This is a genomic window from Klebsiella sp. 141162 (assembly GCF_050600755.1).
Lineage (GTDB): Bacteria > Pseudomonadota > Gammaproteobacteria > Enterobacterales > Enterobacteriaceae > Klebsiella > Klebsiella aerogenes.
The window spans coordinates 452,263-479,209 of sequence record NZ_JAQIRI010000003.1 but is presented as its reverse complement, the minus strand read 5'-3'; the positions used below and the strand labels follow the sequence as shown (position 1 = coordinate 479,209).

The following is a 26,947-nucleotide window of genomic DNA, read 5'->3' as shown; positions in this document are numbered from 1 at the left end:
CAAGTTTAACGTTTTCGTAATGCTCAATGCCGCGACGCAATCGTTGCCGTATAAGCAAAATAAATGAAAAAAATTACCATACAACCGCGCCTGGTGCCGTAATTTGGTATAGGATAGCCTCGAATTTTCCCTCCTTTTACGTTCGGAAACCGATAATGAGTCAACAACAAACCAGCCAGTCTTCTGGCCAGGGTCTGCTGGAGCGCGTATTTAAACTGCGCGAGCACGGCACCACGGTGCGCACTGAAGCGATCGCCGGTTTCACCACGTTCCTGACGATGGTCTACATCGTCTTCGTGAACCCACAAATTCTTGGCGTGGCGGGTATGGATACCAGCGCTGTCTTTGTGACCACCTGTCTGATCGCGGCCTTCGGCAGCATCCTGATGGGTCTGTTCGCGAATCTGCCGGTGGCGCTGGCGCCAGCGATGGGTCTGAATGCCTTCTTTGCCTTCGTGGTGGTTCAGGCGATGGGCCTGCCGTGGCAGGTGGGGATGGGCGCGATTTTCTGGGGCGCCGTTGGCCTGCTGCTGCTGACCCTCTTCCGCGTACGCTACTGGATGATTGCCAATATCCCGGTGAGCCTGCGCGTGGGCATTACCAGCGGTATCGGGTTGTTTATCGGCATGATGGGCCTGAAGAACGCTGGCGTTATCGTGGCGAACCAGGACACGCTGGTCAGCATCGGTAACCTGACCTCCCACAGCGTGCTGCTGGGCGTGCTCGGATTCTTTATTATCGCTATCCTGGCGTCGCGTAATATTCATGCTGCCGTGCTGGTCTCCATCGTGGTCACCACCCTGTTGGGCTGGATGCTCGGCGATGTGCACTATACCGGCATCGTCTCCGCGCCGCCGAGCGTAACCTCGGTTGTGGGGCAGGTCGATCTGGCCGGTTCGTTGAACCTTGGCCTGGCGGGCGTGATCTTCTCGTTCATGCTGGTTAACCTGTTCGACTCCTCCGGCACCCTGATTGGCGTTACCGATAAAGCCGGGCTGGCGGATGCGCAGGGTAAATTCCCGCGCATGAAGCAGGCGCTGTTCGTCGATAGCGTGTCGTCCGTCGCCGGCTCCTTTATTGGCACCTCTTCGGTTACGGCCTATATCGAATCCTCCTCCGGCGTTTCCGTTGGCGGGCGTACCGGCCTGACCGCCGTTGTCGTGGGTATTCTGTTCCTGCTGGTCATCTTCCTGTCGCCGCTGGCGGGGATGGTTCCGGCCTATGCCGCCGCCGGGGCGCTGATTTACGTTGGCGTGCTGATGACCTCAAGCCTGGCGCGCGTGAAGTGGGATGACCTGACGGAAGCGGTACCGGCGTTTATCACCGCGGTGATGATGCCGTTCAGCTTCTCGATCACCGAAGGTATCGCCCTGGGCTTTATTTCCTACTGCGTGATGAAGATTGGCACTGGCCGTCTGCGTGAACTCAGCCCGTGCGTGATTATCGTTTCGCTGCTGTTCGTGCTGAAAATTGTCTTTATCGATGCGCATTGATCCGCACGCATGATGAAATGGCCCGGCATCGCTGCCGGGCTTTTTTTATGCTTTTACCCGCTGAATATAATCGCCAAAGGCGGTCAGCTGGCCGCGCAGATGGTCCAGCGTGCTCTGATCGACCACTTCACCCGCCTGCGGATCGACTTTGTTCTGAATCACGCCGCCCATAAATTCCGGCTTGTTCATGACCATCGCATCGAGGAAGACCAGAATCTGGCGCAGATGATACTGGCAGCGAGCCCCGCCGATAGCGCCCATTGAGCTGGTCTGGATCAGCACCGGCTTACCGGCCAGCGGCTGCTCCGGTAGACGTGAGAGCCAGTCGATGGCGTTCTTCAGGCCGCCGGGTACCGAGTAGTTATATTCCGGGGTAACGATCACCACGCCGTCCGCTTCGCGGATTTGTTTCGCGATCTCCTGCACGCTCTGCGGGAACCCCTCTTCCTGTTGGATATCGGCATCGTACAGCGGGATATCGCCGATCGACGGCAGCGCGGAGATTTCCATGCCCGCAGGCGCAATGCCTGGCAGCGTACGCGCAACCATGGCATTAAAAGAACCTTTGCGCAGACTTCCGAGTAACGTAACAACTTTCAACGTATCAGACATGAGTGCTCCTTTGCATCATGATGGCCGGCTAAACCGGTCAGTTGAGGGAGAATACTTTTTCTACCGGTAAGCTGGTAAAGCGCATCAGGCGCGCGTCAGTCTCTTTGGCGCGCGTTTGCGCATCAGGCAGGCAGCGCCAGCCCTCTTTACTATCGAATTCCCAGACCTTCAGCGGCCCGATATTCGGGGTGACGGCAATTGACCACACCAGCAGCGTTTCGGCATCACAGATGGCTTCAATCGATTGGGTGCCAGCGGTACGCAGGCGACCAGACCCCGGCAGCAGTTGTACTCGTACCGGGGCTTCACCGGTGAGCTTCAGCACGCTGCGGCGCAGCGCGACCAGTTGGGCGCGGGCTTCATCCGGATCGTGCTGGATGTTAATCCATAAATTCTCATTGCTATTGAAGACATAGCGATCGGCGGCATGTAGCGGATGGACGCCACGCGAGGCGTGCTGCAGTTCCATATCGAGACCGCAGTCACCTTCGGTCGTTAGCGCTACGCCGACGATATTCCCGGCATAAGAGATGGAAAAGCGGGGAAGGTGGGGATCGCGAAATACGGGCCGTCCATTGGGTTCGCTGATGATTTCCGGCAGCTCGCCGATACCATAAAGCATGAAAAGCAGTTCAGCGAGCAGCGAACGCGAGGCGCGATAGCGGCTCTGTCGGTATTCGGGTAGGTTACGTGCGGATTGATGACATGCCGCCGACAAACGCGTCGATAGCGGCTCCCTGGTGTTGAGTATCCCTCTTGCAAAATGCGTTGCCATTCGTCGCTCCGTGATTAATGGTCAGAGATAAAAATTGTGAATGATATTATCGCTCACAATGAGCAGGTTTTAATGCGGAAATTCTTCCTTGAGAAGGGATAATGTCTGACTTTTACAATTTCTTGCGCAACAACGTGAGGATGATGGGCAAATTCCCTACAGCGTATTGGAATAGAGCTGTTTAAGGGTCTCTCTGAGCCATACGATCTTTGGATTATAGCTATTACGCTTATGCCACAGCAGGGTGAACGGCACGCGCATTTTTTCCAGTAGCTGCGGCTCCAGCGGCAGCGGGCGCGATACCAGCGGCAGATGGTGTTGCTGATTATAGTGCTGACAATAGCGCGGCGCGGTGGCTATCATGGTGTGATTCGGCTGCGCCGCCATAAACAATGACTGTTCAAAGCCGGGTAAGGTTAGCGCGACGGTGCGCTTGTAGCCCAGATCATGTAACACATCATCCAGCGCCCAGGTATCGCTCTGTTCCCAGCAGATGTTGATGTGCGGATAGCGCAGGAATGTTTCCAGATTCCACTCTTCATTAAGCGCCGGATGATCGGCGCGCAGCCACACCTGCGGCAGGTCGCTAAACAGGATATCAAAATCGATATACCACGGCAGCAGGCTCAGCTGTTCGCGCGAACGGGGATGGGTTTCCCGGCCGCAAAAACCGATATCGACCTCGCCGCGAATGATCGCATCCAGCGAGTCGTAATCCCAGTTGCGTAAGCGGATCAGCGCCTGTGGATAACGTTGATAAATTTGCTGGGAGAGGGTGTTGAACAGGATCATCAGCAGCGGCGATTCTGCCGCCAGCTCAAACTTCAGGCCGCTTGGCATGGTGTGATGCGGTTTATCGAGGATCTGATTGCCCATCTGCATCCAGTCGGCGAGATCCTGCTCCATGCTGCTCATTAACGGCGTTGGCGCCAGCCCTAGTGGGGTTTTAACAAATAGCGGATCGTCAAACCAGGCGCGTAGCTTGGCCAATGATTTACTCACCGCCGACGGCGAAACGTTCATCCGTTTCGCCGTGCGGGTGACGCTGCGCTCCTGGGTCAGAAGCTGCAGGCACAGCAGGAGATTAAGATCGAGACTCGACAGGGATTTCTTCATTATCTTGCGTCGCGCGCGCCGGCGAGACGACCAGTATCAGAACAATACTGACTATGCTACAGGCAATGAGTATCCCGATCAGCATATTCATGGCGCTCAGCCCGATGATAGCCGCCAGCCAAATCCACAGCGAAGAGCCACAGACCTGAGCGATACCGAGAGCGGAACTGGCGACGCCCGCGCGCAGCGTGAAAGGACCTAGCGCCTGGCTCATCGCGACGCCAAAGCCGACCGAGAAACCCGCGCAGATCATGCCTAATCCCAGCATGGTGAGGGGCTGGCTGGCGGCGAGGCTCAATACCACGCCAGCGACAAGGAACAACGTCTGCGAGGTCAGCATCAGGGTGCGTGGTTTAAACAGCGTCAGGGCGAACGGCGTGGAGAACGACACGGCCATGCTGACCATCGCCATCAGCGCCATCGCCATTGAATAAGTTCCGCGGTCGAAACCCATCTCTTCCATCATCAGTACCGGAGAGACGTTCACGTAGGTCAGAATTGCGGTGACGCTGAGAGTCGTAATGACTATGCGGCTGAGGAAAAACCGGTTTAGCAGCGATTCAGCAGTGGCATTATGCTGTGCGCCTGCCTGCGGATGCGTTGTCGGGCGCGTCTCGCGCAGGATAAACACCGACAATAACCCTACCATCACCCCCATGCCTGTCATGGTGTAGAACAGGCTCTGCCACGGATATTTCAACATGATCAGATGACCAAGTACCGGCGCGAGAACGGGAATGATGCAGGTAATGCCATTAAGCAGCGACAGTACCTTGGCGCGGCGGCGCTCGTCCAGCGTATCGCGCAGAACGGCAAATGCGACGACGTAGCAGCTTCCCGCGCCGATCCCCTGGATAAAGCGGCCGATCAGGAAATGCGTGCTGTTATGCGCCTGCGAGCACAGTAGCGAGGCCAGTATGAAGGTGATGGCGCCGAAAATCGCGACCGGTTTACGCCCGGATTTATCCGCCGCGCGCCCGGCAAAAAGCATCGCGGTAGCCATACCGGCTAAATAGACCGAGAAGGCGATATGCAGCTGCGCCTCGCTGGCGCCAAGATCCTGGGCGATGCGCGGTAGGCCGACCAGATACATATCAATGCCGGATGGATAGAGCAGCACCAAAGCGAAACTGCAGATAAGAAAGCGTGCCATAGGACCCTCGCGATAAGATTGGCGTACAGCATAGTGGCTAGCGCCAGGGAGTACGAGTTGCCATTTGGACAACACTCTTTTCCTGAAAGGAAAAACAGGTGATTGCTTCACAGAGTTGATGTGATTAGGGACATTAAATAAAAAACCCGCCATAACAGAATGTTATGGCGGGTTAGTAGATGCTTACCAGTAACGCTTACTTACCGATGCAGAAACTGGAGAAGATGCGGCCCAGCAGGTCGTCAGAGGTAAATTCGCCGGTGATTTCGCTTAATGCCTGTTGCGACAGACGCAGCTCTTCCGCCAGCAGTTCCCCGGCCCAGGCGCCCAGCAGTTGGGCTTTGCCCTGCTGCAGATGGTTCGCTGCCGTTTCCAGCGACTGCAGGTGGCGACGACGGGCGAGGAAGCCGCCTTCCATGTTGGTATCGAAGCCCATGCTCTGCTTAAGGTGGTTGCGCAGCACCTCGACCCCTTCACCGGTACGCGCCGACAGGCGGATTAGTGAGTGGCCATTTACTTCGCTGAGCCCCAGCGCTTCGCCGGTGACGTCGGCTTTATTACGCACCACGGTAATCGGCAGTTTAGCGGGCAGGCGCTCGATAAAGTCCGGCCAGATCTCCGCCGGGTCAACGGCGCTGGTGGTGGTGCCGTCGACCATAAACAACACCCGATCCGCCTGTTCAATTTCCTGCCAGGCGCGTTCAATGCCGATGCGCTCCACTTCATCACTGGCGTCACGCAGGCCTGCGGTATCGATGATATGCAGCGGCATACCGTCGATGTGAATATGTTCGCGCAGTACGTCGCGGGTGGTGCCGGCGATATCGGTGACGATCGCCGCTTCTCGTCCGGCCAGGGCGTTTAGCAGGCTGGATTTACCGGCGTTTGGCCGTCCGGCGATCACCACTTTCATCCCTTCACGCAACAGGCTGCCCTGACGGGCTTCGGCGCGGACTGCATCGAGATCGGCGATCACGTCGTTCAGTTGGGCTTCAATTTTACCGTCGGAGAGGAAATCAATTTCTTCATCCGGGAAATCAATCGCCGCTTCCACGTAGATGCGCAGGTGAGTGAGCGCTTCCACAAGATGGTTCACACGCGCGGAGAAGGCCCCTTGCAAGGAGTTCAACGCCGAACGGGCCGCCTGCTCTGAGCTGGCGTCGATAAGGTCGGCGATGGCCTCTGCCTGCGCCAGGTCGAGCTTGTCGTTGAGGAACGCGCGCTCGGAAAACTCGCCCGGATTGGCGATGCGAACGTCGGGCAACGTCAGAATACGTTTGAGCAGCAGATCCAGAATGACCGGACCGCCGTGGCCCTGCAGTTCGAGGACATCTTCGCCGGTAAAGGAATTGGGTCCCGGGAACCACAGCGCAATCCCCTGATCCAGCGGCGTACCGTCGGCGTCTTTGAACGGCAGATAGTCGGCATAGCGCGGCTTCGGCAGCTTGCCGAGTACCGCCTGCGCGACGTCGCGCGCCTTAAGGCCGGAGATACGCAGGATGCCCACACCCCCGCGTCCCGGTGGGGTTGCCTGGGCGACGATAGTGTCGTTATGGCTCATGATATGTCTCTTCAAATCGCAATAAAAAAAGGCGGTCATTCGACCGCCTTTTGATTGTAGGCCTGATAAGCGTTAGCGCCATCAGGCAACCCGGCGCGCATTGCCGGATGGCGGCTTCGCCTTATCCGGCCTACACCGAATCAGGATTTTTTCTTCTCGCGGCTATGCAGGCCACGCTTCTCCAGACCACGGTAAATCAGCTGCTGCTGAATAATAGTTACCAGGTTGCTGACGATGTAGTACACCACCAGACCAGACGGGAACCACAGGAAGAACACCGTGAAGATGACCGGCATAAAGGTCATGATCTTCTGCTGCATCGGGTCGGTCACGGTGGTCGGCGACATCTTCTGGATGAAGAACATGGTCGCGCCCATGATGATCGGCAGGATGTAGTACGGGTCTTGCGCGGACAGGTCATGGATCCACAGGATAAACGGCGCATGACGCAGTTCAACCGAGGCGCTCAGCATGTAGTACAGCGCAAGGAAGATAGGCATCTGAATAATCAGCGGGAAGCAGCCACCCAGCGGGTTAACTTTTTCAGCTTTATACAGCGCCATCATTTCCTGGCTTTGACGTTGTTTATCGTCGCCCAGACGCTCGCGCATTGCCTGAATCTTCGGCTGCAGCATACGCATCTTCGCCATGGAGGTGTACTGCGCTTTAGTCAGCGGGTACATGATGCCACGAACGATAAAGGTGATGACGATAATCGAGAAGCCCCAGTTGCCGAGGAAGCCGTGGATGAATTTCAGCAGCTTAAACAGCGGTTGGGAGATGAACCACAGCCAGCCGTAGTCGACGGTCAGGTCCAGGTGCGGCGCGACGGCAGCCATTTTATCCTGCAGAGCCGGGCCGACCCACAGCACGCTTTCCAGCTTGTCGGTTTGACCAGGCTGCACCAGTACCGGCTGTGATTTATAGCCGATAGCGACAACGCCATTACCGAGGTTAGCGGTATAGAAGTTGTTGGTGCCGCTGTTATGCGGAACCCACGCGGTGGTGAAGTACTGCTGCAACATCGCCACCCAACCGTCTTTGGTGCTGACGTTCAGGTTTTCGTTGTCGACGATAGTATCGAATTTATATTTTTCGTATTTCGAATCAGCAGTGGAGTACGCCGCGCCACGGAAGGTGTGCATGGTAGACAGACCGCCGGTTTGCGTATCGCGGCTTGATGGCAGCGCTGCCGTTTGCTTCAGCTGACCGAAGGAGGAGATCTCCAGCGGTTTTTCGCCGACGTTTTTCACGTTGTAGCCAACGTTCACCGCATAATCACCGCGTTTCAGGGTGAAAGTTTTGGTGAAGACGTTGCCCGCTTTGTCGGTGTAGGTCAGCGGAATAACGATTTCGTTCTGGCCGTCAGCCAGTACATACGCATCTTTATCAGCGTTATACAGCGGACGCGGGCCGTTAGCCGGGTTATCCGGGCCGTCACGACCGGTTAAGCCGCTCTGTGCCTGATAGATAAACTGTGGCGTGGTTTCCAGTAACTGGAACGGTTCAGTAGATTTCAGCGCTTTCGGGTAAGCCGGAAGCAGCGCTTGCTCAACATCACCACCGCTGGTGTTGATGGTCAGATCAAGCACATCAGTTTTAACCGTAATCAGTTTCCCCTGGCCACTGGCCGGTACGCCCTGGTCTGCGGCGCTACCCGCTGCTGTGGTCGTAGTCTGCGTGGTCTGCTGCTGGGTTTGCGGATTTTTGTCCTGCTCCCAGGCTTGCCAGATCATGAAAGACACGAACAACAAAGCGATGATAAGAAGATTGCGTTGCGAATCCATCGTTAGTGTTCTCTGGTATCAAATGGTCCAGGCGGGACGGGGTCGTCACCACCAGGGTGTAAAGGGTGGCATTTTAATACGCGTTTCACCGTCAACCAACTGCCTTTTATCACTCCAAACCTGCGCAATGCCTCAATTCCGTATTGAGAACAGGTTGGCGTGAAACGACAGTGCGGCCCGAGTAGCGGACTAATCAGGCGCTGATAGACCCTGATAAGGCCTATCAGGACCCGCGAGCCAGGCGACAATGGCGGCGCCATAATTTTTCCAACGCTTCCGAGAGAGCACGGTTATCGAGGTCGGCAACCCCTTTCTTTGCCACCACCACGAAATCCATTGGCGGGAGTTCATGTTGACGTAAACGGAAGCTTTCACGCGTCAGACGTTTAATCCGATTGCGTTCATGCGCGCGCTTAACGTTTTTCTTGGCGACGGTAAGACCGATGCGGGGATGCCCCAGCGAATTCAGGCGGCCGAGGATGGTGATTTGCGGCGTGCCAGCCCGTTGTGGCTGCTGGAAGACGAAAGTGAAATGACTGGGAGTTAACAAACGTAACTCCCTGGGAAATGCTAGCTTAACCACGCAGGGTTAGCTTTATTACTTGGAAACGGTCAGACGAGCGCGGCCTTTAGCACGACGACGTGCCAGAACCTGACGACCATTTTTATTAGCCATACGAGCACGGAAGCCGTGAGAACGGTTGCGCTTCAGTACAGACGGTTGAAAAGTGCGTTTCATGGCGATTTCTACCTAAACTTGAATAAATTCACTGACTTTTGCGTAGACCCGAACGAACTTCGAACGACTTACGCCTCAGCGTGGGTGATTAAAGAGGCCGGATTGTAATAATTGTACACTCCGGAGTCAATTCTCTTTCCTTATTTCTCGCACCTTGCCGCACAAAAAATAAGCTGAGACGAGTTGCGAAAACGGGCGTTACGCGCCGGGTGGGGGATTATACGGCCTGGCGGGTAAAGCGCAAGGATCGTAAAGGATCTTTGTTAGATCGATTCTGTTCAAAACCGGCATAGCTCATTAATTTTTCCAATATGCGGGCGAAATCGTGCCGCACTCTCGCCAGGATCGATTACACTTACCCGGTTTCGATCCTCCTGTGGATAAATCGGGAAGAATCTGTTGAGAAACACAAGATCTCTTTCTCAGTTTAGGCTATGATCCCCGGTCCCGATCGCGATCCACGGATCCGTCCCGGGTAAAACCGCAAATAGCGGTTCGCACGTCACCCCTTTTGCGCAGGGGCTTTTTCGGCTAATGCAGGGTCTTGCGACGTGTGCCAACAATCACGATTGTTTCAGTTTTTCTTTTATATCGATTTTATGTTCGAGTGGAGTCCGCCGTGTCACTTTCGCTTTGGCAGCAGTGTCTTGCCCGATTGCAGGATGAGTTACCAGCCACAGAATTCAGCATGTGGATCCGCCCATTGCAGGCGGAACTGAGCGATAACACGCTGGCACTGTATGCGCCAAACCGTTTTGTGCTCGATTGGGTAAGGGACAAATACCTTAATAATATCAATGGGCTCCTCAATGACTTTTGTGGTGCGGACGCCCCACAGCTGCGCTTTGAAGTGGGCGCGAAGCCTGCGGCGCCGTCCCACCAGGGTACGGCCAACGTCGCCACGGCGATCCCGGCCGCTCAGGTGCAAACCGCGCGCGTCGCGCCGGCTGTCGCCCGTCAGGGCTGGGATAACGTTCCGGCTCCGGCAGAGCCCACCTACCGTTCCAACGTCAACGTCAAGCATACGTTTGATAACTTCGTCGAAGGTAAATCTAACCAGCTGGCACGCGCGGCGGCGCGTCAGGTGGCCGATAACCCTGGCGGCGCGTATAACCCGCTGTTCCTATATGGCGGCACCGGTCTGGGTAAAACCCACCTGTTGCACGCCGTCGGCAACGGCATTGTGGCGCGTAAGCCAAATGCTAAAGTGGTCTATATGCACTCCGAGCGTTTCGTGCAGGACATGGTAAAAGCCCTGCAGAACAACGCCATCGAAGAATTTAAACGCTATTACCGCTCCGTTGACGCCCTGCTGATCGATGATATTCAGTTCTTCGCCAATAAAGAGCGTTCGCAGGAAGAGTTCTTCCACACCTTTAATGCCCTGCTGGAAGGTAATCAGCAGATCATCCTCACTTCGGATCGTTATCCAAAAGAGATCAACGGCGTTGAGGATCGTCTGAAATCGCGCTTTGGCTGGGGCCTGACGGTGGCGATCGAGCCGCCTGAGCTGGAAACCCGCGTTGCGATCCTGATGAAAAAAGCCGATGAGAACGACATCCGCCTGCCGGGCGAAGTCGCATTCTTTATCGCCAAGCGTCTGCGTTCGAATGTGCGTGAGCTGGAAGGGGCGCTGAACCGCGTCATTGCTAACGCCAACTTTACCGGCCGGGCTATCACCATTGATTTCGTGCGCGAAGCGCTGCGCGATTTACTGGCGCTGCAGGAAAAATTAGTCACCATCGACAATATTCAAAAGACGGTGGCGGAGTATTACAAGATTAAGGTAGCGGACCTGCTGTCCAAACGCCGCTCCCGTTCGGTGGCGCGCCCACGCCAGATGGCGATGGCGCTGGCCAAAGAGCTGACCAACCACAGCCTGCCGGAAATCGGCGATGCGTTTGGCGGCCGCGACCATACCACCGTGCTGCACGCCTGCCGTAAGATTGAGCAGTTGCGTGAAGAAAGCCACGACATTAAAGAAGATTTTTCCAATTTAATCAGAACATTATCCTCGTGACGCTATGAAATTTACCGTAGAACGTGAACATTTATTAAAACCGCTGCAACAGGTGAGCGGTCCGTTAGGTGGTCGTCCGACGCTGCCGATTCTCGGTAACCTGCTGCTTCAGGTCGCGGACGGCACGCTGTCGCTAACCGGTACCGATCTGGAAATGGAAATGGTCGCGCGCGTGTCGCTGATTCAGCCGCACGAAGCGGGCGCCACCACCGTTCCGGCGCGTAAATTCTTTGATATCTGCCGCGGCCTGCCAGAAGGCGCGGAGATCGCCGTGCAGCTTGAAGGCGACCGTATGCTGGTGCGCTCCGGCCGCAGCCGCTTCTCGCTGTCGACCCTACCTGCCGCCGATTTCCCGAATCTCGACGACTGGCAGAGCGAAGTGGAATTTACCCTGCCGCAGGCGACGATGAAGCGCCTGATTGAAGCCACCCAGTTTTCGATGGCGCACCAGGACGTTCGTTACTACTTAAACGGCATGCTGTTTGAAACCGAAGGTAGCGAACTGCGCACCGTCGCCACCGACGGCCACCGTCTGGCGGTTTGTTCAATGCCGCTGGAAGAGTCGCTGCCGAACCATTCGGTGATCGTGCCGCGTAAAGGGGTGATTGAGCTGATGCGTATGCTTGACGGCGGCGATACGCCGCTGCGCGTGCAGATCGGCAGCAACAATATCCGCGCTCACGTCGGCGATTTTATCTTCACCTCGAAGCTGGTTGATGGCCGTTTCCCGGACTATCGCCGCGTATTGCCGAAAAACCCGGATAAACACCTTGATGCCGGCTGCGACATTCTCAAGCAGGCTTTCGCCCGCGCGGCAATCCTCTCGAACGAGAAATTCCGCGGCGTGCGGCTGTACGTCAGCGAGAACCAGCTGAAAATCACCGCTAACAACCCGGAACAGGAAGAGGCGGAAGAGATCCTTGACGTGACCTACGCCGGAACGGAGATGGAGATTGGCTTCAACGTTAGCTATGTGCTGGATGTGCTCAATGCGCTGAAATGCGAGAATGTGCGCATTCTGCTGACGGATTCCGTATCGAGCGTGCAGATTGAGGATGCGGCTTCGCAATCCGCCGCCTATGTTGTTATGCCTATGAGATTGTAGAATCTGCAAAGGGGCTGGTTTACTTGCCATTTCGCCTTCCGGCAGTGCTCGACAAAACGCTATGCGTTTTGGACGTCTGTAAGACGGTCCGAAGGACGAGCGGAGCGAGCAAATGCTCACGTACTTCGTGTACGCTCCGCTTTCTGCGCGCTGGCGGTAGACGAACTGGCTGCGACACCCACGCCCCTTGAATGATGACGAGTTGATATGTCGCTATCCCGACTCCTGATCAAAGATTTCCGCAATATTGAAAATGCGGATCTCGCTTTATCCCCCAGCTTTAACTTCCTGGTTGGCGCAAACGGCAGCGGCAAAACCAGCGTACTGGAAGCTATCTATACGCTCGGCCACGGTCGGGCGTTTCGTAGTTTGCAAATTGGCCGGGTGATTCGCCACGAGCAGGATTCGTTTGTCCTGCACGGGCGTTTACAGGGCGAAGAGCGGGAAACCGCCATTGGCCTGACCAAAGACAAGCAGGGCGACAGCAAGGTGCGTATCGACGGCACCGATGGCCACAAGGTGGCGGAACTGGCGCACCTGATGCCGATGCAGCTGATCACGCCGGAGGGGTTTACTTTACTCAACGGCGGCCCCAAATACAGAAGAGCGTTCATTGATTGGGGATGCTTTCATAACGAAGCCGGATTCTTCACCGCCTGGAGCAACCTGAAGCGCCTGCTGAAACAGCGCAACGCCGCGCTGCGCCAGGTGAGCCGATATGCGCAACTGCGGCCGTGGGACCTGGAATTAATCCCGTTGGCGGAACAAATCAGCCGCTGGCGTGCCGAATACAGCGCCGCTATTGTCGAAGACATGGCGGATACCTGTCAGCAATTTTTACCGGAATTCACCCTCACCTTCTCTTTCCAGCGCGGCTGGGAAAAAGAAACGGACTACGCCGAGGTGCTGGAGCGGAATTTCGAACGCGACAGAATGTTAACCTACACCGCCCACGGTCCGCATAAAGCGGATTTTCGCATTCGCGCCGATGGGGCGCCGGTGGAAGATACCTTGTCGCGCGGGCAGCTTAAGCTGCTGATGTGCGCCCTACGACTGGCGCAGGGCGAGTTCCTGACCCGCGAAAGCGGGCGGCGCTGCCTGTACCTGATAGATGATTTTGCCTCGGAGCTTGACGATGCCCGGCGCGGGCTGCTTGCCAGCCGCTTAAAAGCCACGCAATCGCAGGTTTTCGTCAGCGCAATCAGCGCTGAACACGTAATGGACATGTCGGACAAAAATTCGAAGATGTTCACCGTGGAAAAGGGTAAAATAACGGATTAACCCAAGATTAAATGAGCGAGAAACGTTGATGTCGAATTCTTATGACTCCTCCAGTATCAAAGTCCTGAAAGGGCTGGATGCGGTGCGTAAGCGCCCGGGTATGTATATCGGCGACACGGATGACGGCACCGGTCTGCACCACATGGTATTCGAGGTTGTGGATAACGCTATCGACGAAGCGCTCGCAGGTTACTGTAAAGACATCGTTGTTACTATCCACAGCGATAACTCCGTCTCCGTACAGGATGACGGTCGCGGCATCCCAACCGGCATTCACCCGGAAGAGGGCGTCTCCGCGGCGGAAGTTATCATGACCGTCCTGCACGCCGGCGGTAAATTCGATGATAACTCCTATAAAGTGTCCGGCGGTCTGCACGGCGTAGGCGTCTCGGTGGTTAACGCCCTGTCGCAGAAGCTGGAGCTGGTTATCCAACGCGATAACAAAGTCCACAAACAAATTTATGAGCACGGCGTGCCGCAGGCGCCGCTGGCGGTAACCGGCGAAACCGAAAGCACCGGTACCATGGTGCGTTTCTGGCCAAGCCTGGAAACCTTCACCAACGTCACTGAATTCGAATACGAAATCCTGGCGAAACGTCTGCGCGAGCTGTCGTTCCTGAACTCCGGGGTCTCTATCCGCCTGCGTGATAAGCGCGACGGTAAAGAAGACCATTTCCACTACGAAGGCGGCATCAAGGCGTTTGTTGAGTATCTCAACAAGAACAAAACGCCGATCCACCCGAATATCTTCTATTTCTCCACCGAAAAAGACGGTATCGGCGTTGAAGTGGCGCTGCAGTGGAACGACGGTTTCCAGGAAAATATCTACTGCTTTACCAACAACATTCCGCAGCGCGACGGCGGTACTCACCTGGCGGGCTTCCGCGCGGCGATGACCCGTACCCTGAACGCCTACATGGATAAAGAAGGCTACAGCAAAAAAGCGAAAGTCAGCGCCACCGGCGACGATGCGCGTGAAGGCCTGATTGCCGTGGTTTCCGTGAAGGTGCCGGATCCGAAGTTTTCCTCACAGACCAAAGACAAGCTGGTCTCCTCCGAGGTGAAATCGGCAGTTGAACAGCAGATGAACGAACTGCTGAGCGAATACCTGCTGGAAAACCCGTCCGATGCGAAAATCGTGGTCGGCAAAATTATCGACGCCGCGCGTGCGCGTGAAGCCGCGCGTCGCGCCCGTGAAATGACCCGTCGTAAAGGCGCGCTTGACCTGGCAGGTCTGCCGGGCAAACTGGCGGATTGTCAGGAACGCGACCCGGCGCTGTCTGAACTGTACCTCGTGGAAGGGGACTCCGCGGGCGGCTCTGCGAAACAGGGCCGTAACCGTAAGAACCAGGCTATCCTGCCGCTGAAGGGTAAAATCCTCAACGTTGAGAAAGCCCGCTTCGATAAAATGCTCTCTTCTCAGGAAGTGGCGACGCTGATTACCGCGCTGGGCTGCGGTATCGGCCGCGATGAGTACAACCCGGATAAGCTGCGTTATCACAGCATCATCATCATGACCGATGCGGACGTCGACGGCTCGCACATTCGTACCCTGCTGTTGACCTTCTTCTATCGTCAGATGCCGGAAATCGTGGAGCGCGGTCACGTTTACATTGCTCAGCCGCCGCTGTACAAAGTGAAGAAAGGCAAGCAGGAACAGTACATTAAAGACGACGAAGCGATGGATCAGTACCAGATCTCCATCGCGCTCGACGGCGCGACGCTGCACACCAATGCCAGCGCGCCGGCCTTAGCCGGCGAGTCACTGGAAAAACTGGTGGCCGAGTACAACGCGACGCAGAAAATGATTGGCCGCATGGAGCGCCGTTTCCCGAAAGCGATGCTCAAAGAGCTTATCTATCAGCCGACGCTGGCCGAAGCCGATCTGAGCAACGAGCAGACCGTCACCCGCTGGATTAACCAGCTGATTAGCGAGCTGAACGAAAAAGAGCAGCACGGCAGCCAGTGGAAGTTTGATATTCGTGAAAACAGCGAGCTGCAGCAGTTCGAGCCGATCGTGCGCGTGCGTACCCACGGCGTCGATACCGACTACCCGCTGGATAACGAGTTCATCACCGGCGCGGAATATCGCCGCATCTGCACCCTCGGCGAGAAGCTGCGCGGGCTTATCGAAGACGACGCGTTTATCGAACGCGGCGAGCGCCGCCAGCCGGTAGCCAGCTTCGAACAGGCGCTCGACTGGCTGGTGAAAGAGTCGCGTCGCGGCCTCTCTATCCAGCGTTATAAAGGTCTGGGCGAGATGAACCCGGATCAGCTGTGGGAAACCACCATGGATCCGGACAGCCGCCGCATGCTGCGCGTCACCGTGAAGGATGCGATTGCCGCCGACCAGCTGTTCACCACCCTGATGGGCGATGCCGTTGAACCGCGTCGCGCTTTTATCGAAGAGAACGCCCTGAAAGCGGCGAACATCGATATCTAAGCCTGTATTTCCCCGGTGACATGATGTCTACCGGGGCTACGGTTTTGCTAAACCCGGTACGCGTTGCGCTGCCGGGTTTTTCTTTTGCGGCAAAAGAGGAATCCGCCTGCGCAATCCATCCTCGTTTTCTCCCGCTGCGAGAGCTGTTTTTTGAGCGGAATCGCGTTAGCATGAGTGAAGACTCATCTTACCCGGGGATCCCATGGCTATTAAACTGATTGCAATTGATATGGACGGCACGCTGTTGCTGCCGGACCATACCATTTCTCCGGCGGTGAAAACCGCCATCGCGGCAGCACGCGCCCGCGGCGTTAACGTGGTGCTGACGACCGGCCGCCCGTACGCTGGTGTCCATAGCTACCTGAAAGAGCTGCACATGGAACAGCCGGGCGACTACTGCATCACCAATAACGGCGCGCTGGTTCAGAAAGCCAGCGACGGCAGCACCGTGGCGCAAACGGCGTTAAGCTACGATGATTATCGCTTCCTTGAGCAACTCTCTCGCGAAGTTGGCTCGCACTTCCACGCGCTCGATCGTAATACGCTCTATACCGCGAACCGCGATATCAGCTACTACACGGTGCATGAATCCTACGTGGCGACCATTCCGCTGGTATTCTGCGAAGCAGAAAAGATGGACCGTAATATTCAGCTGCTGAAAGTGATGATGATCGATGAGCCTGCCGTTCTCGATCGGGCCATCGCCCGTATTCCGGCGGAAGTGAAAGAGAAGTATACCGTGCTGAAAAGTGCGCCGTACTTCCTCGAAATCCTCGATAAACGCGTCAATAAAGGCACCGGCGTGAAGTCGCTGGCCGATACGCTGGGCATCAAGCCGGAAGAAATTATGGCGATTGGCGATCAGGAAAATGATATCGCGATGATTGAATTCGCCGGCGTCGGCGTGGCGATGGATAACGCTATCCCGACCGTTAAAGAAGCAGCTAATTTCGTCACCAAATCGAACCTTGAAGATGGCGTTGCCTTCGCCATTGAAAAATACGTTTTAGCCTAAGCGCATTTCGGGCCCGGAATTCTCCGGGCCTCAGACTGCTGATAAAGAAGGAAAAAGCGTGGTTTTTCCTTCTTTGTGGTTATCAACCGAAAATCAATAAATTGATTTTCCATGTTTTTTGTCTGGTGCAATCTGTAAGTGCAACGGTTGCATGAGGTTTGTCATCAATCTCAGGCCCGGAATTCTCCGGGCCTGTCTTCTCTTTTTTCATGAATAGATGTTAATCCGCATTTAAATCCCTTAATCAGTATCCGGGATTCTATAAGCTACCCGCCCCCTTTTAACAATACGTTAATAACTAACATCATATTTCCTATGAATAAAAATCACTTTTTGATGTTGGTTGCGCTGCCTTTCTCCTCTCTTCAGGTCTGCGCGGCCGCAGAACCAACAACCCAACTTGAACCCGTATACGCCTGGCACGATAGCGAACCGGCGGATCTGCCCGCGCCTGACAATAGTCAGGCCGCGGCGCCGGAATCGACATCGGTATTGCCCTTTTTAGGTGATGAAGCCAGAAAACACGGCTACGTCCTGCCGCTGCCGTTTGGCGTCGGCGTTAACTATATGGATATGCGGCAAAATATTAATGTCGATAGCATTAATTTTACCGGCTTATCGTTAGGTAATTTTTCACTGGATAACGCCTTCCAGATTGGCGTCGGTAATACGCGGGAAAGCAGTAAAACCGAGACCCTTAAGCTGGATGCCTGGCTGCTGCCGTTTATGAACGTCTATGGCCTGGTTGGACATACTAAAGGCCATTCTATCTCGCAAATCGCCGTCGGTCTGAAAGGGCCGAATGGTAAAGTAGTACCTATGCCAGGTATGCAGGATCTTGATTTTCGTCTTGATTTTAAAGGCACTACCTACGGCGTCGGTACCACGCTGGTGGGCGGCGTCGGCAACTGGTTCACGGTATTAGATGCCAACTATACGCAGACGCGTTTTGATATTCTCGACGGCAGCATTGATGCTTTTACCTTTTCGCCGCGTTTGGGCTATCGTTTCAATACGCCGTCGGTAGATGCGCTGCATCTGCCGAACGGGAAGCTGAATGTCTGGGTAGGCAGTATGTATCAGGATGTGCAGCAGGAATTTAAGGGCAGCCTGAACGATCTGTCGATGCCGTCGACGATGCTGCAAAACATGGTCAATCTTGCCAACAAGAACGGCAACGGTCGTTTTGATGTGAAACAGCATCTGCAGTCGCCGTGGAACGTGCTGGTGGGCGCGCAGTATGAGATGACCCGGAACTTTAATATCACTACGGAGTTTGGTTTTGCCGAACGTAACAGCTTCTTTATCGCCGGCGAGTATCGCTTTTGAGCCGACCGTTTAACCCTATCCTGCTGTTGCTAACATGCCTTGTTATTGGGCAGGCGCAGGCGCAGGCGCTCAGCCGCGAAAAAATCGACGGCTGGTTGCAGAGCCTTGGCGCCAGCGACAAGTTTGACGCCAGCAAAGGCATCGACTGGGGCGTCATGCCGGGGCCATTTTATACGCCGGAGCTGGGGCTTGGGCTGGGTACGGCGGTCGTTGGCATGTATCGCCCGGACCCAAGTGACACCATCAGCCAGAACTCCACGCTGACGCTTAGCGGCTACGTTAGCTCCACCGGCGCATTTGGCCTCAGCGTTAAAAACTATGCTTTTTTCGACAACGATTTGTGGCGGGTATTTGTTGAAGGCTCGATGGCCAACACGCCGACATACTACTGGGGACAAGGTTTTCACGCCGGCGACAAAGACAATGAGAAAGAAAAATATACCGCCCAGGTGCTGACCCTGCGCCCGATGGTCTACCGGCAGCTCATCGATAATGTTTATCTGGGAGCGGGGTGGTCGCTGGCGGCGCAAAATGCCGATGAGATGGACCATGACGATCTGCCGAAAATAGAAAACACCCCACAGGGGCCGTCGGTATTCAGCTCCGGCGCCAGTATTGATATCAACTGGGACGATCGCGATTTTGTCCCCAACCCACGCAAGGGCCAGTATGCCGATTTTCGCTATACCCACTATGCGCCGGGACTCGGCAGCGACACGCGATTTGATGAGTTTCGCCTGCACTACAGCCGCTATCAGGCCCTGAGCGATAAAAGCGTGCTGGCCTGGGAAGCGGATGGCACCTTCACCCAGGGCGATGTGCCGTGGAGCATGATGCCGCTACTCGGCAGCGATGAACGTATGCGCGGCTATTACCAGGGGCGCTACCGCGATAAAAACGTGGTCAGCTCTCAGCTTGAATACCGTCGTCAGTTGACGTGGCGACACGGCGTTGTTGCCTGGGTCGGCGCGGGCACCATGGGGCCATCCATTGATTCACTGAATGATGGACGCTGGCTACCTTCGGCGGGCGTCGGCTACCGCTTTGAATTCAAACCTCGCGTTAATATTCGCCTCGACTACGGTATCGGTAAGGGCAGCAGCGGCTTTTACTTCCAGGTCGGCGAAGCGTTCTAACTCTTATTTACCCTCCTTTCCTGCTTTGACGGCGCCATCTGTCGTGGTCACAGGCATTTTTATTTTTATGGGTTGTTCTTTTTGTGATCTAAATTGTAGTACAACACAATCATGTTGTACTACATTGAGCTCATGACGACGACGCCTGACATCACGCTAGTAGTACAAAAGTGAGGCGAAATTCGACAGCGACGGTAAAGTAGAGCAGTACACATAGAGCATAAGGACTCTCCATGACTCTCAATAAAACCGATCGCATCGTGATCACGCTGGGCAAACAGATTGTCAGCGGTAAGTACGTACCGGGTTCGGCGCTACCGGCCGAAGCGGAACTGTGTGAAGAGTTTGAAACTTCGCGCAACATCATCCGCGAAGTGTTTCGCTCGCTAATGGCGAAGCGGCTGATCGAAATGAAGCGTTATCGCGGCGCGTTTGTCGCTCCCAGAAACCAGTGGAACTACCTCGATACTGAGGTTCTGCAGTGGGTACTGGAAAATGATTATGACCCGCGTCTTATCAGCGCGATGAGTGAAGTGCGTAATCTGGTAGAGCCCGCCATTGCACGCTGGGCGGCGGAACGCGCCACCTCAAGCGATCTAGCGGAAATCGAGTCGGCGCTCAATGACATGATCGCCAACAACCAAAACCGGGATGCCTTTAACGAGGCCGATATTCGTTACCACGAAGCGGTGCTGCAGTCAGTACATAACCCGGTTTTGCAGCAGCTTAGCGTGGCGATCAGTTCGCTGCAGCGGGCGGTATTTGAACGGACCTGGATGGGCGATGAAGGCAACATGCCAAAAACCCTCCAGGAACATAAAGCGCTATTTGACGCCATTCGGCATCAGGATAGCGACGCGGCGGAGCAGGCGGCGTTGACGATGATCGCCAGCTCGACACGAAGGCTCAAGGAAATCACATGACGGCTCGCTACATCGCAATAGATTGGGGATCGACGAATTTACGCGCCTGGCTTTATCAGGGCGAAGAATGCCTGGAAAGCAGGCAATCTGAAGCAGGCGTAACGCGCCTGAACGGTCGCTCTCCCGCTGCGGTGTTAGCGGAAATTACCCAACACTGGCGCGATGGCGCCACACCGGTGGTGATGGCAGGTATGGTTGGCAGCAACGTGGGCTGGAAAATCGCCCCCTATTTGCCGCTTCCTGCCGCTTTCTCGGACATTGGCCAGCAGTTAACTGCCGTTGGCGACAATATCTGGATAATTCCCGGTCTTTGCGTTTCCCGTGACGATAACCATAACGTCATGCGTGGAGAAGAAACGCAACTGCTGGGCGCACGCGCCTTAGCGCCTTCATCTGTCTACGTGATGCCGGGAACCCACTGCAAGTGGGTACTGGCCGATCGCCTGCAAATTCACGATTTTCGTACCGTTTTGACCGGTGAGTTGCATCATCTGTTGCTTCAGCACTCGCTGGTGGGCGCCGGCTTACCGCCGCAGGAGACGTCCACCGACGCATTCGCGGCCGGTCTGCAGCGCGGTATCAACAACCCCGCCGTCCTGCCGCAGCTGTTTGAAGTTCGCGCTTCGCATGTGCTGGGCGCGCTGCCTCGCGAGCAGGTTAGCGAATTTCTTTCCGGCCTGCTGATTGGCGCTGAAGTTGCCACCCTCAGCGACACGTTCGCCGGGCAGCAGGCTATTAGCCTTGTCGCCGGGTCATCGTTAACGTCCCGCTATCAGCAGGCATTTGCCGCCATTGGCCGCGAAGTCACCGCGGTTGCGGGCGATACGGCATTTCAGACAGGAATAAGGAGCATCGCTTATGCAGTGGCAAACTAACCTTCCGCTTATCGCTATCCTGCGCGGTATTACGCCAGACGAGGCGCTGGCTCACGTTGGCGCCGTTATCGACGCCGGTTTCGACGCGGTCGAAATCCCGCTGAACTCGCCGCAGTGGGAGAAGAGTATTCCGCAGGTCGTCGACGCTTACGGCGAGCAGGCGCTTATCGGTGCGGGCACCGTGCTGCAACCGGAACAGGTCGACAGGCTGGCGGCCATGGGCTGTCGGCTGATTGTTACGCCAAACATTCAACCGGAAGTGATCCGGCGTGCGGTGGGTTACGGCATGACCGTGTGCCCAGGCTGCGCCACCGCCAGCGAAGCCTTCAGTGCCTTGGATGCTGGCGCGCAGGCGCTGAAAATTTTCCCGTCATCGGCTTTTGGCCCGGATTACATCAAAGCGTTGAAAGCCGTGCTACCGCCGGAGGTTCCGGTCTTTGCCGTCGGCGGCGTGACGCCGGAAAACCTGGCGCAGTGGATTAATGCCGGCTGTGTGGGGGCAGGGCTGGGTAGCGATCTCTATCGCGCCGGCCAGCCGGTTGAACGTACCGCGCAGCAGGCAGCCGCATTCGTAAAAGCGTATCGAGAGGCAGTGAAATGAAAATAACCAACATCACCACGTACCGTTTACCCCCACGCTGGATGTTCCTGAAAATTGAAACCGATGAAGGCATCGTCGGCTGGGGCGAACCGGTGATTGAAGGGCGCGCCCGCACGGTAGAGGCGGCCGTTCATGAATTTGGCGACTATCTGATTGGCCAGGATCCGGCGCGGATTAATGACCTGTGGCAGGTGATGTACCGCGGCGGCTTTTACCGCGGCGGCCCGATTATGATGAGCGCCATCGCCGGTATTGACCAGGCATTATGGGATATTAAAGGTAAGGTCCTGAATGCCCCGGTCTGGCAACTGATGGGCGGGCTGGTGCGCGACAAAATTAAAGCCTACAGCTGGGTGGGCGGCGACCGCCCCGCCGAAGTGATTGACGGGATTAAGAAACTGCGCGGCATTGGTTTCGACACCTTTAAATTAAACGGCTGCGAAGAGATGGGGCTCATCGATAATTCCCGCGCGGTTGATGCGGCGGTGAATACCGTGGCGCAAATCCGCGAAGCGTTTGGCAATGAAATTGAGTTTGGTCTCGATTTTCATGGCCGCGTTAGCGCGCCGATGGCTAAGGTATTAATTAAAGAGCTGGAGCCATATCGCCCGTTATTTATTGAGGAGCCGGTATTAGCCGAGCAGGCGGAATATTATCCACGGCTGGCGGCGCAAACGCATATTCCAATTGCCGCCGGCGAACGTATGTTCTCGCGCTTTGAATTTAAACGAGTACTGGAAGCGGGCGGGGTGGCTATTTTACAGCCCGATTTGTCGCACGCAGGCGGTATTACCGAATGCTATAAAATTGCCGGAATGGCGGAAGCCTATGACGTTGGGCTGGCGCCGCACTGCCCGCTGGGGCCGATCGCGCTGGCCGCTTGTCTGCACGTCGATTTCGTTTCACATAACGCGGTCTTCCAGGAGCAGAGCATGGGGATCCACTACAACAAAGGTGCAGAACTGCTTGATTTTGTGAAAAATAAAGAAGATTTCAATATGGAAGGCGGCTTCTTTAAACCTCTGATGAAGCCGGGGCTGGGCGTAGAAATTGATGAGGCCCGCGTGATTGAGTTGAGTAAAAATGCGCCGGACTGGCGAAATCCGTTGTGGCGGTATGAGGATGGCTCTGTCGCCGAATGGTAAATGCGCGTCATACTTCGCACTGGTGATGCGTTGGCTGCATTTTCTTACCCTGGTCACATACTATTGTATGCTCCCAGGGATGCGAAAATTTGCCGCCTTTCCCCAGCACGAATTATTTAGCGCATCGCAACATAGTTATTAATAAAAACAAAAACACCCTCTGTAAATTACCGGGCATGGTGAGCGGCTTCGCTATGCCCAAAATCTGGAGACAGATTGCGATGGATATTTCAGTTACCGCTGTAAAAACCGGGCGTCGCCGTTATCTGACGCTCATCATGATCTTTATTACCGTGGTTATTTGTTATGTTGACCGCGCCAACCTCGCCGTCGCCTCGGCGCATATTCAGGAGGAGTTTGGTATTAGCAAAGCGGAAATGGGCTACGTATTTTCCGCCTTTGCCTGGCTGTATACCCTCTGTCAGATCCCTGGCGGTTGGTTCCTTGACCGCGTGGGATCCAGACTCACCTACTTTATCGCTATATTTGGCTGGTCGGTGGCGACGTTGCTACAAGGTTTCGCCACCGGCTTAATGTCGCTGATTGGTTTACGCGCCATTACCGGCATCTTCGAAGCGCCAGCCTTCCCGACCAATAACCGCATGGTGACCAGTTGGTTCCCGGAGCACGAACGCGCCTCCGCCGTCGGGTTTTATACCTCGGGGCAATTTGTGGGCCTGGCCTTCCTCACGCCGCTACTGATCTGGATCCAGGAGCTATTAAGCTGGCATTGGGTATTTATCGTTACCGGCGGTATCGGCATTATCTGGTCGTTAATCTGGTTTAAGGTTTATCAACCGCCGCGTCTGACTAAAAGCATCAGCAAAGCCGAACTCGACTATATCCGCGACGGCGGCGGCCTGGTGGATGGCGATGCGCCGCTGAAGAAAGAGGCGCGGCAACCGTTATCGAAAGCGGACTGGAAGCTGGTCTTTCACCGTAAGCTGGTTGGCGTTTACCTTGGGCAGTTTGCGGTTACCTCGACGCTGTGGTTCTTCCTGACCTGGTTCCCGAACTACTTAACCCAGGAAAAAGGCATTACCGCGCTGAAGGCCGGCTTTATGACCACGGTGCCCTTCCTCGCCGCGTTTTTTGGCGTCCTGCTCTCCGGCTGGTTGGCGGATAAGCTGGTGAAAAAAGGCTACTCGCTGGGCGTGGCGCGCAAAACGCCGATTATCTGCGGGCTGCTGATCTCCACCTGCATCATGGGGGCGAACTATACCAACGACCCCGTTTGGATCATGGCGTTGATGGCGCTGGCATTCTTCGGCAACGGTTTTGCATCTATCACTTGGTCGCTGGTCTCCTCCCTTGCGCCGATGCGCCTGATCGGCCTGACCGGTGGGGTCTTTAACTTTGTTGGCGGGCTGGGCGGCATCACCGTCCCGCTGGTGATTGGCTATCTGGCGCAGGATTACGGCTTTGGCCCGGCGTTGGTTTATATCTCCGTGGTGGCGCTGATAGGCGCGCTGTCTTATATCCTGCTGGTCGGCGATGTGAAACGTGTAGGCTAAATTTTGGCGATACGCTACCCTGATGCGTAAGTCTCGCATCAGGGTATCGTCATGAAACAAGTCACTTTTGCTCCCCGTCATCATCAGCTTACCAATATCAATACCTGGACCCCGGACAGCCAGTGGCTGGTTTTCGACGTCCGCCCGTCGGGAGCCTCTTTCACCGGCGAGACCATTGAACGGGTGAATATCCATAGCGGCGCCGTTGAAACGCTGTATCGCGCCGCTGACGGCGCCTGCGTTGGCGTGGTCACCGTACACCCGACGCAAGATAAATACGTTTTTATTCACGGCCCGGAACATCCGGACGCCAACTGGCATTACGATTTTCATCACCGTCGCGGGGTGGTTAACTGGCAGGGTGAAACCCGCAATCTGGATGCGCTGGATATTACCGCGCCTTATACTCCCGGCGCGCTGCGCGGCGGCAGCCATGTTCATGTCTTCAGCCCTGACGGCCAGTTCGTTAGCTTCACCTATAACGACCACGTACTTCACGAATACGATCCGGCGCTGGATCTGCGCAACGTTGGCGTAGCCGCGCCCTATGGCCCGGTGAGCCCGCAGGGCGCCCATCCCCGCGAATATGTCGGCAGCCACTGGTGCGTGCTGGTAAGCCGTACCACGGCGAACCCAGGACCCGGCAGCGATGAGATCAATCGCGCTTATGAAGAGGGGTGGGTCGGCAATCATGCACTAGCGTTCATCGGCGATACGCTGGCGGAAAACGGCGACAAAGTGCCTGAACTGTTTATTGTGACGCTGCCCCGGGATGAGGCAGGGTGGAAGCGGCAGGGCGATGCGCCGCTGGCCGGAAGTGCAACGACGATGCCCGCGCCGCCGGCAGGCGTCAGCCAGCGTCGTTTGACCTTTACCCACCAGCGCCGCTATCCGGGGCTGGTGAATGTGCCGCGCCATTGGGTACGCGCCAATCCGCAGGCCACCGAGATTGCCTTTCTGATGCGTGATGATGCAGGCGTTGTACAGCTGTGGCTTATCCCGCCTGCGGGCGGCGAGCCGCGTCAGTTAACACATACTGCTACGGGGATTCAGTCGGCGTTTAACTGGCATCCATCGGGCGCGTGGCTGGGATGCGTGGTGGAAAACAAAATCGCGCTCTGCGATGCCCGCAGCGGCGCGGTAAGTTATTTGACGACCGATCGCGAAAATCCGCCGTCCGCGGATGCCGTCGTATTTTCGCCGGATGGAAAATACCTGGCGTGGATGGAAGACGTCGACGGTTATCGCCAGTTGTGGATAACCGAAACGCAGCGCTAGCTTAGCGCGAAGGCATTGGCGCTGGCGGGATAACGGAGTTGGTCGCCAGCGTCTCCTGCTCGCTTTTCTCGACGCGCGATTTTACCGAGCTGTCGGTGCGGAACATATCCCACGGCAGCAGCAGCGTGTCCATGACCGCGGTGAACGGCATATCGAGGGCCACCAGCGATTTCACGCCCCAGTTGGTGTCGTCGTCGCCCAGCGTATGGGCGCTGGAGCGCGTGCCTGGGTAGGTTCCTTCCTTGCCGCCGGTATGCGACATTACGCTGGAGCAACCGCCCACACTAATCATCCCGCTGAACAGGACCAGCTTTAACAATCCGCTTTTCATCACTCTTCCGTCATTTTATCGGGGTTACTTCGGTTATAACGAGCCGTCCCGTGAATGCCTAGCGTTATTGCACTGCACTGTGGCGAGTATCGCACTTTGCCTTTTGTGCTTTGCAACCAGTCTAAGCATTCGCCAGCAAACTGCAAAAAAATTTGGCCGAAAAGGGCTTGAAAAGCGTCGGGGCACACCCATTTTAGTAGTGTCACCCAATGAGGATACGCCTGAGGGGTATTCCGGGTCATAACGGCTTGTCCATGATGGAAAGCCATTGAATTCTCGCTGATTTCAGGAGCTATTTACTATGCGTAATTTCGATCTCTCCCCGCTTTATCGTTCTGCTATTGGTTTCGACCGTCTGTTCAACCTGTTAGAAAATAATCAAAGCCAGGGCAACGGCGGCTACCCTCCGTATAACGTTGAATTAGTGGACGAAAACAATTACCGCATCGCGATTGCCGTCGCCGGTTTTGCGGAAAGCGAATTAGAGATAACCGCGCAAGACAATCTTCTGGTGGTGAAAGGCTCCCATGCCGCCGAGCAGAAAGAGCGCACCTACCTGTACCAGGGGATCGCTGAGCGCAACTTCGAGCGTAAATTCCAGCTCGCCGATAACATTCATATTCGCGGCGCTAACCTGGTCAACGGCCTGTTGTATATCGATCTGGAACGCGTGATTCCGGAAGCGAACAAACCGCGCCGTATCGAAATTAACTAA

General features: G+C 55.8%; 26 protein-coding genes and 1 other annotated feature. Of the genes, 15 read left to right on the top strand and 11 right to left on the bottom strand.

Going from position 1 to position 26,947, the window contains the following annotated elements:
- The first annotated feature begins 155 nt into the window (after positions 1 to 155).
- Positions 156 to 1,493: an NCS2 family permease gene (locus PGR23_RS13465; RefSeq protein WP_072206473.1), complete on the top strand. Its 1,338-nt coding sequence runs from the start codon at positions 156 to 158 to the stop codon at positions 1,491 to 1,493.
- A gap of 45 nt (positions 1,494 to 1,538) precedes the next feature.
- On the opposite strand, the gene PGR23_RS13460 is transcribed toward PGR23_RS13465, so the two are convergent.
- From PGR23_RS13460 to PGR23_RS13415, 10 genes are all read right to left on the bottom strand, one after another.
- Positions 1,539 to 2,105 carry an NADPH-dependent FMN reductase gene (locus PGR23_RS13460; RefSeq protein WP_045378124.1) on the bottom strand — a complete coding sequence of 189 codons (567 nt, stop codon included), beginning with the start codon at positions 2,103 to 2,105 and terminating at the stop codon, positions 1,539 to 1,541.
- A 37-nt stretch (positions 2,106 to 2,142) separates the two neighbouring features.
- A complete protein-coding gene (locus PGR23_RS13455; RefSeq protein ID WP_161798780.1) occupies positions 2,143 to 2,727 on the bottom strand; it encodes a 4'-phosphopantetheinyl transferase family protein in 585 nt (194 codons plus the stop codon).
- Positions 2,728 to 3,036: 309 nt separating this feature from the next.
- Complete coding sequence (gene yidZ, locus PGR23_RS13450) at positions 3,037 to 3,996, bottom strand: HTH-type transcriptional regulator YidZ (protein ID WP_271032425.1); 960 nt, start codon at positions 3,994 to 3,996, stop codon at positions 3,037 to 3,039.
- Positions 3,965 to 5,149 carry an MFS transporter gene (locus tag PGR23_RS13445; protein ID WP_047078163.1) on the bottom strand — a complete coding sequence of 395 codons (1,185 nt, stop codon included), beginning with the start codon at positions 5,147 to 5,149 and terminating at the stop codon, positions 3,965 to 3,967. Before PGR23_RS13445 ends, yidZ begins: the two co-directional genes overlap by 32 nt.
- A 196-nt stretch (positions 5,150 to 5,345) precedes the next feature.
- Positions 5,346 to 6,710: a tRNA uridine-5-carboxymethylaminomethyl(34) synthesis GTPase MnmE gene (gene mnmE / locus PGR23_RS13440; RefSeq protein WP_047078181.1), complete on the bottom strand. Its 1,365-nt coding sequence runs from the start codon at positions 6,708 to 6,710 to the stop codon at positions 5,346 to 5,348.
- Positions 6,711 to 6,850: 140 nt separating this feature from the next.
- A complete protein-coding gene (yidC, locus tag PGR23_RS13435) occupies positions 6,851 to 8,497 on the bottom strand; it encodes a membrane protein insertase YidC (RefSeq protein WP_047064050.1) in 1,647 nt (548 codons plus the stop codon).
- A 2-nt stretch (positions 8,498 to 8,499) separates the two neighbouring features.
- Positions 8,500 to 8,757 (bottom strand): membrane protein insertion efficiency factor YidD, encoded by a 258-nt coding sequence (gene yidD / locus PGR23_RS13430; RefSeq protein ID WP_015703903.1) that lies wholly within the window; start codon positions 8,755 to 8,757, stop codon positions 8,500 to 8,502.
- Positions 8,721 to 9,080: a ribonuclease P protein component gene (gene rnpA / locus PGR23_RS13425; RefSeq protein ID WP_015703902.1), complete on the bottom strand. Its 360-nt coding sequence runs from the start codon at positions 9,078 to 9,080 to the stop codon at positions 8,721 to 8,723. The genes yidD and rnpA overlap by 37 nt, the downstream gene beginning before the upstream one ends.
- A 15-nt stretch (positions 9,081 to 9,095) precedes the next feature.
- Entirely contained in the window at positions 9,096 to 9,236 is a 141-nt protein-coding gene (rpmH, locus tag PGR23_RS13420; RefSeq protein WP_015369029.1) for a 50S ribosomal protein L34, read from the bottom strand.
- 217 nt (positions 9,237 to 9,453) lie between these two features.
- A complete protein-coding gene (locus PGR23_RS13415) occupies positions 9,454 to 9,534 on the bottom strand; it encodes a hypothetical protein (RefSeq protein WP_419773121.1) in 81 nt (26 codons plus the stop codon).
- Between the two features lie 321 nt (positions 9,535 to 9,855).
- Here PGR23_RS13415 and dnaA point away from each other — a divergent pair, with 321 nt between their 5' ends.
- The 13 genes from dnaA (at position 9,856) to PGR23_RS13350 (ending at position 25,901) form a co-directional block, all read left to right on the top strand.
- A complete protein-coding gene (gene dnaA, locus PGR23_RS13410; RefSeq protein WP_015703901.1) occupies positions 9,856 to 11,256 on the top strand; it encodes a chromosomal replication initiator protein DnaA in 1,401 nt (466 codons plus the stop codon).
- A 4-nt stretch (positions 11,257 to 11,260) separates the two neighbouring features.
- The gene (gene dnaN, locus PGR23_RS13405; RefSeq protein ID WP_045378110.1) at positions 11,261 to 12,361 is read left to right on the top strand and encodes a DNA polymerase III subunit beta; all 1,101 of its coding nucleotides are present in this window, start codon (positions 11,261 to 11,263) and stop codon (positions 12,359 to 12,361) included.
- Positions 12,362 to 12,568: 207 nt separating this feature from the next.
- A complete protein-coding gene (gene recF, locus PGR23_RS13400) occupies positions 12,569 to 13,642 on the top strand; it encodes a DNA replication/repair protein RecF (RefSeq protein ID WP_045378107.1) in 1,074 nt (357 codons plus the stop codon).
- A gap of 28 nt (positions 13,643 to 13,670) precedes the next feature.
- Positions 13,671 to 16,085 carry a DNA topoisomerase (ATP-hydrolyzing) subunit B gene (gene gyrB / locus PGR23_RS13395; protein ID WP_032706564.1) on the top strand — a complete coding sequence of 805 codons (2,415 nt, stop codon included), beginning with the start codon at positions 13,671 to 13,673 and terminating at the stop codon, positions 16,083 to 16,085.
- 202 nt (positions 16,086 to 16,287) lie between these two features.
- Entirely contained in the window at positions 16,288 to 17,100 is an 813-nt protein-coding gene (yidA, locus tag PGR23_RS13390) for a sugar-phosphatase (RefSeq protein ID WP_396279284.1), read from the top strand.
- Between the two features lie 315 nt (positions 17,101 to 17,415).
- Positions 17,416 to 18,429 (top strand): hypothetical protein, encoded by a 1,014-nt coding sequence (locus PGR23_RS13385; protein ID WP_072251479.1) that lies wholly within the window; start codon positions 17,416 to 17,418, stop codon positions 18,427 to 18,429.
- Positions 18,426 to 19,565, top strand: coding sequence for a BamA/TamA family outer membrane protein (locus PGR23_RS13380; protein ID WP_047044608.1), 1,140 nt, complete (start codon positions 18,426 to 18,428; stop codon positions 19,563 to 19,565). The genes PGR23_RS13385 and PGR23_RS13380 overlap by 4 nt, the downstream gene beginning before the upstream one ends.
- A gap of 233 nt (positions 19,566 to 19,798) precedes the next feature.
- A complete protein-coding gene (gene dgoR, locus PGR23_RS13375; protein WP_015369039.1) occupies positions 19,799 to 20,488 on the top strand; it encodes a D-galactonate utilization transcriptional regulator DgoR in 690 nt (229 codons plus the stop codon).
- Entirely contained in the window at positions 20,485 to 21,363 is an 879-nt protein-coding gene (locus tag PGR23_RS13370) for a 2-dehydro-3-deoxygalactonokinase (RefSeq protein WP_045395962.1), read from the top strand. The genes dgoR and PGR23_RS13370 overlap by 4 nt, the downstream gene beginning before the upstream one ends.
- Positions 21,347 to 21,964 carry a 2-dehydro-3-deoxy-6-phosphogalactonate aldolase gene (locus PGR23_RS13365; protein WP_004181595.1) on the top strand — a complete coding sequence of 206 codons (618 nt, stop codon included), beginning with the start codon at positions 21,347 to 21,349 and terminating at the stop codon, positions 21,962 to 21,964. The genes PGR23_RS13370 and PGR23_RS13365 overlap by 17 nt, the downstream gene beginning before the upstream one ends.
- Complete coding sequence (gene dgoD / locus PGR23_RS13360; protein ID WP_016946147.1) at positions 21,961 to 23,109, top strand: galactonate dehydratase; 1,149 nt, start codon at positions 21,961 to 21,963, stop codon at positions 23,107 to 23,109. Before PGR23_RS13365 ends, dgoD begins: the two co-directional genes overlap by 4 nt.
- Positions 23,110 to 23,285: 176 nt before the next feature.
- Positions 23,286 to 24,623, top strand: coding sequence for an MFS transporter (locus PGR23_RS13355; protein WP_032706561.1), 1,338 nt, complete (start codon positions 23,286 to 23,288; stop codon positions 24,621 to 24,623).
- Positions 24,624 to 24,674: 51 nt separating this feature from the next.
- Positions 24,675 to 25,901 carry a DUF3748 domain-containing protein gene (locus PGR23_RS13350; RefSeq protein ID WP_396279285.1) on the top strand — a complete coding sequence of 409 codons (1,227 nt, stop codon included), beginning with the start codon at positions 24,675 to 24,677 and terminating at the stop codon, positions 25,899 to 25,901.
- A 1-nt stretch (position 25,902) separates the two neighbouring features.
- Here PGR23_RS13350 and PGR23_RS13345 read toward each other — a convergent pair whose 3' ends face one another.
- Positions 25,903 to 26,232 (bottom strand): YceK/YidQ family lipoprotein, encoded by a 330-nt coding sequence (locus PGR23_RS13345; RefSeq protein WP_020077625.1) that lies wholly within the window; start codon positions 26,230 to 26,232, stop codon positions 25,903 to 25,905.
- A 233-nt stretch (positions 26,233 to 26,465) separates the two neighbouring features.
- Positions 26,466 to 26,540: a sequence feature (ROSE (Repression Of Heat Shock gene Expression) occurs in the 5'-region of heat shock genes and acts as an RNA thermometer to modulate expression.), on the top strand.
- Between PGR23_RS13345 and ibpA the strand changes: the two genes are divergently transcribed.
- Positions 26,534 to 26,947, top strand: a complete 414-nt coding sequence (gene ibpA, locus PGR23_RS13340; protein WP_015703892.1) for a small heat shock chaperone IbpA — start codon at positions 26,534 to 26,536, stop codon at positions 26,945 to 26,947. It overlaps the preceding feature by 7 nt.

Excerpts from the sequence above, each read along its gene's own strand:
- rpmH (WP_015369029.1), bottom strand. The coding sequence starts at position 9,236 with ATGAAACGCACTTTTCAACCGTCTGTACTGAAGCGCAACCGTTCTCAC.
- ibpA (WP_015703892.1), top strand. The coding sequence starts at position 26,534 with ATGCGTAATTTCGATCTCTCCCCGCTTTATCGTTCTGCTATTGGTTTC.
- PGR23_RS13345 (WP_020077625.1), bottom strand. The coding sequence starts at position 26,232 with ATGAAAAGCGGATTGTTAAAGCTGGTCCTGTTCAGCGGGATGATTAGT.
- yidZ (WP_271032425.1), bottom strand. The coding sequence starts at position 3,996 with ATGAAGAAATCCCTGTCGAGTCTCGATCTTAATCTCCTGCTGTGCCTG.
- recF (WP_045378107.1), top strand. The coding sequence starts at position 12,569 with ATGTCGCTATCCCGACTCCTGATCAAAGATTTCCGCAATATTGAAAAT.
- PGR23_RS13445 (WP_047078163.1), bottom strand. The coding sequence starts at position 5,149 with ATGGCACGCTTTCTTATCTGCAGTTTCGCTTTGGTGCTGCTCTATCCA.
- dgoR (WP_015369039.1), top strand. The coding sequence starts at position 19,799 with ATGACTCTCAATAAAACCGATCGCATCGTGATCACGCTGGGCAAACAG.
- yidA (WP_396279284.1), top strand. The coding sequence starts at position 16,288 with ATGGCTATTAAACTGATTGCAATTGATATGGACGGCACGCTGTTGCTG.
- PGR23_RS13415 (WP_419773121.1), bottom strand. The coding sequence starts at position 9,534 with ATGAGCTATGCCGGTTTTGAACAGAATCGATCTAACAAAGATCCTTTA.
- PGR23_RS13355 (WP_032706561.1), top strand. The coding sequence starts at position 23,286 with ATGGTGAGCGGCTTCGCTATGCCCAAAATCTGGAGACAGATTGCGATG.
- yidD (WP_015703903.1), bottom strand. The coding sequence starts at position 8,757 with ATGGCGCCGCCATTGTCGCCTGGCTCGCGGGTCCTGATAGGCCTTATC.
- PGR23_RS13465 (WP_072206473.1), top strand. The coding sequence starts at position 156 with ATGAGTCAACAACAAACCAGCCAGTCTTCTGGCCAGGGTCTGCTGGAG.
- PGR23_RS13350 (WP_396279285.1), top strand. The coding sequence starts at position 24,675 with ATGAAACAAGTCACTTTTGCTCCCCGTCATCATCAGCTTACCAATATC.
- gyrB (WP_032706564.1), top strand. The coding sequence starts at position 13,671 with ATGTCGAATTCTTATGACTCCTCCAGTATCAAAGTCCTGAAAGGGCTG.
- dnaN (WP_045378110.1), top strand. The coding sequence starts at position 11,261 with ATGAAATTTACCGTAGAACGTGAACATTTATTAAAACCGCTGCAACAG.
- PGR23_RS13370 (WP_045395962.1), top strand. The coding sequence starts at position 20,485 with ATGACGGCTCGCTACATCGCAATAGATTGGGGATCGACGAATTTACGC.
- PGR23_RS13385 (WP_072251479.1), top strand. The coding sequence starts at position 17,416 with ATGAATAAAAATCACTTTTTGATGTTGGTTGCGCTGCCTTTCTCCTCT.
- PGR23_RS13365 (WP_004181595.1), top strand. The coding sequence starts at position 21,347 with ATGCAGTGGCAAACTAACCTTCCGCTTATCGCTATCCTGCGCGGTATT.
- dgoD (WP_016946147.1), top strand. The coding sequence starts at position 21,961 with ATGAAAATAACCAACATCACCACGTACCGTTTACCCCCACGCTGGATG.
- mnmE (WP_047078181.1), bottom strand. The coding sequence starts at position 6,710 with ATGAGCCATAACGACACTATCGTCGCCCAGGCAACCCCACCGGGACGC.
- PGR23_RS13455 (WP_161798780.1), bottom strand. The coding sequence starts at position 2,727 with ATGCTTTATGGTATCGGCGAGCTGCCGGAAATCATCAGCGAACCCAAT.
- PGR23_RS13460 (WP_045378124.1), bottom strand. The coding sequence starts at position 2,105 with ATGTCTGATACGTTGAAAGTTGTTACGTTACTCGGAAGTCTGCGCAAA.
- yidC (WP_047064050.1), bottom strand. The coding sequence starts at position 8,497 with ATGGATTCGCAACGCAATCTTCTTATCATCGCTTTGTTGTTCGTGTCT.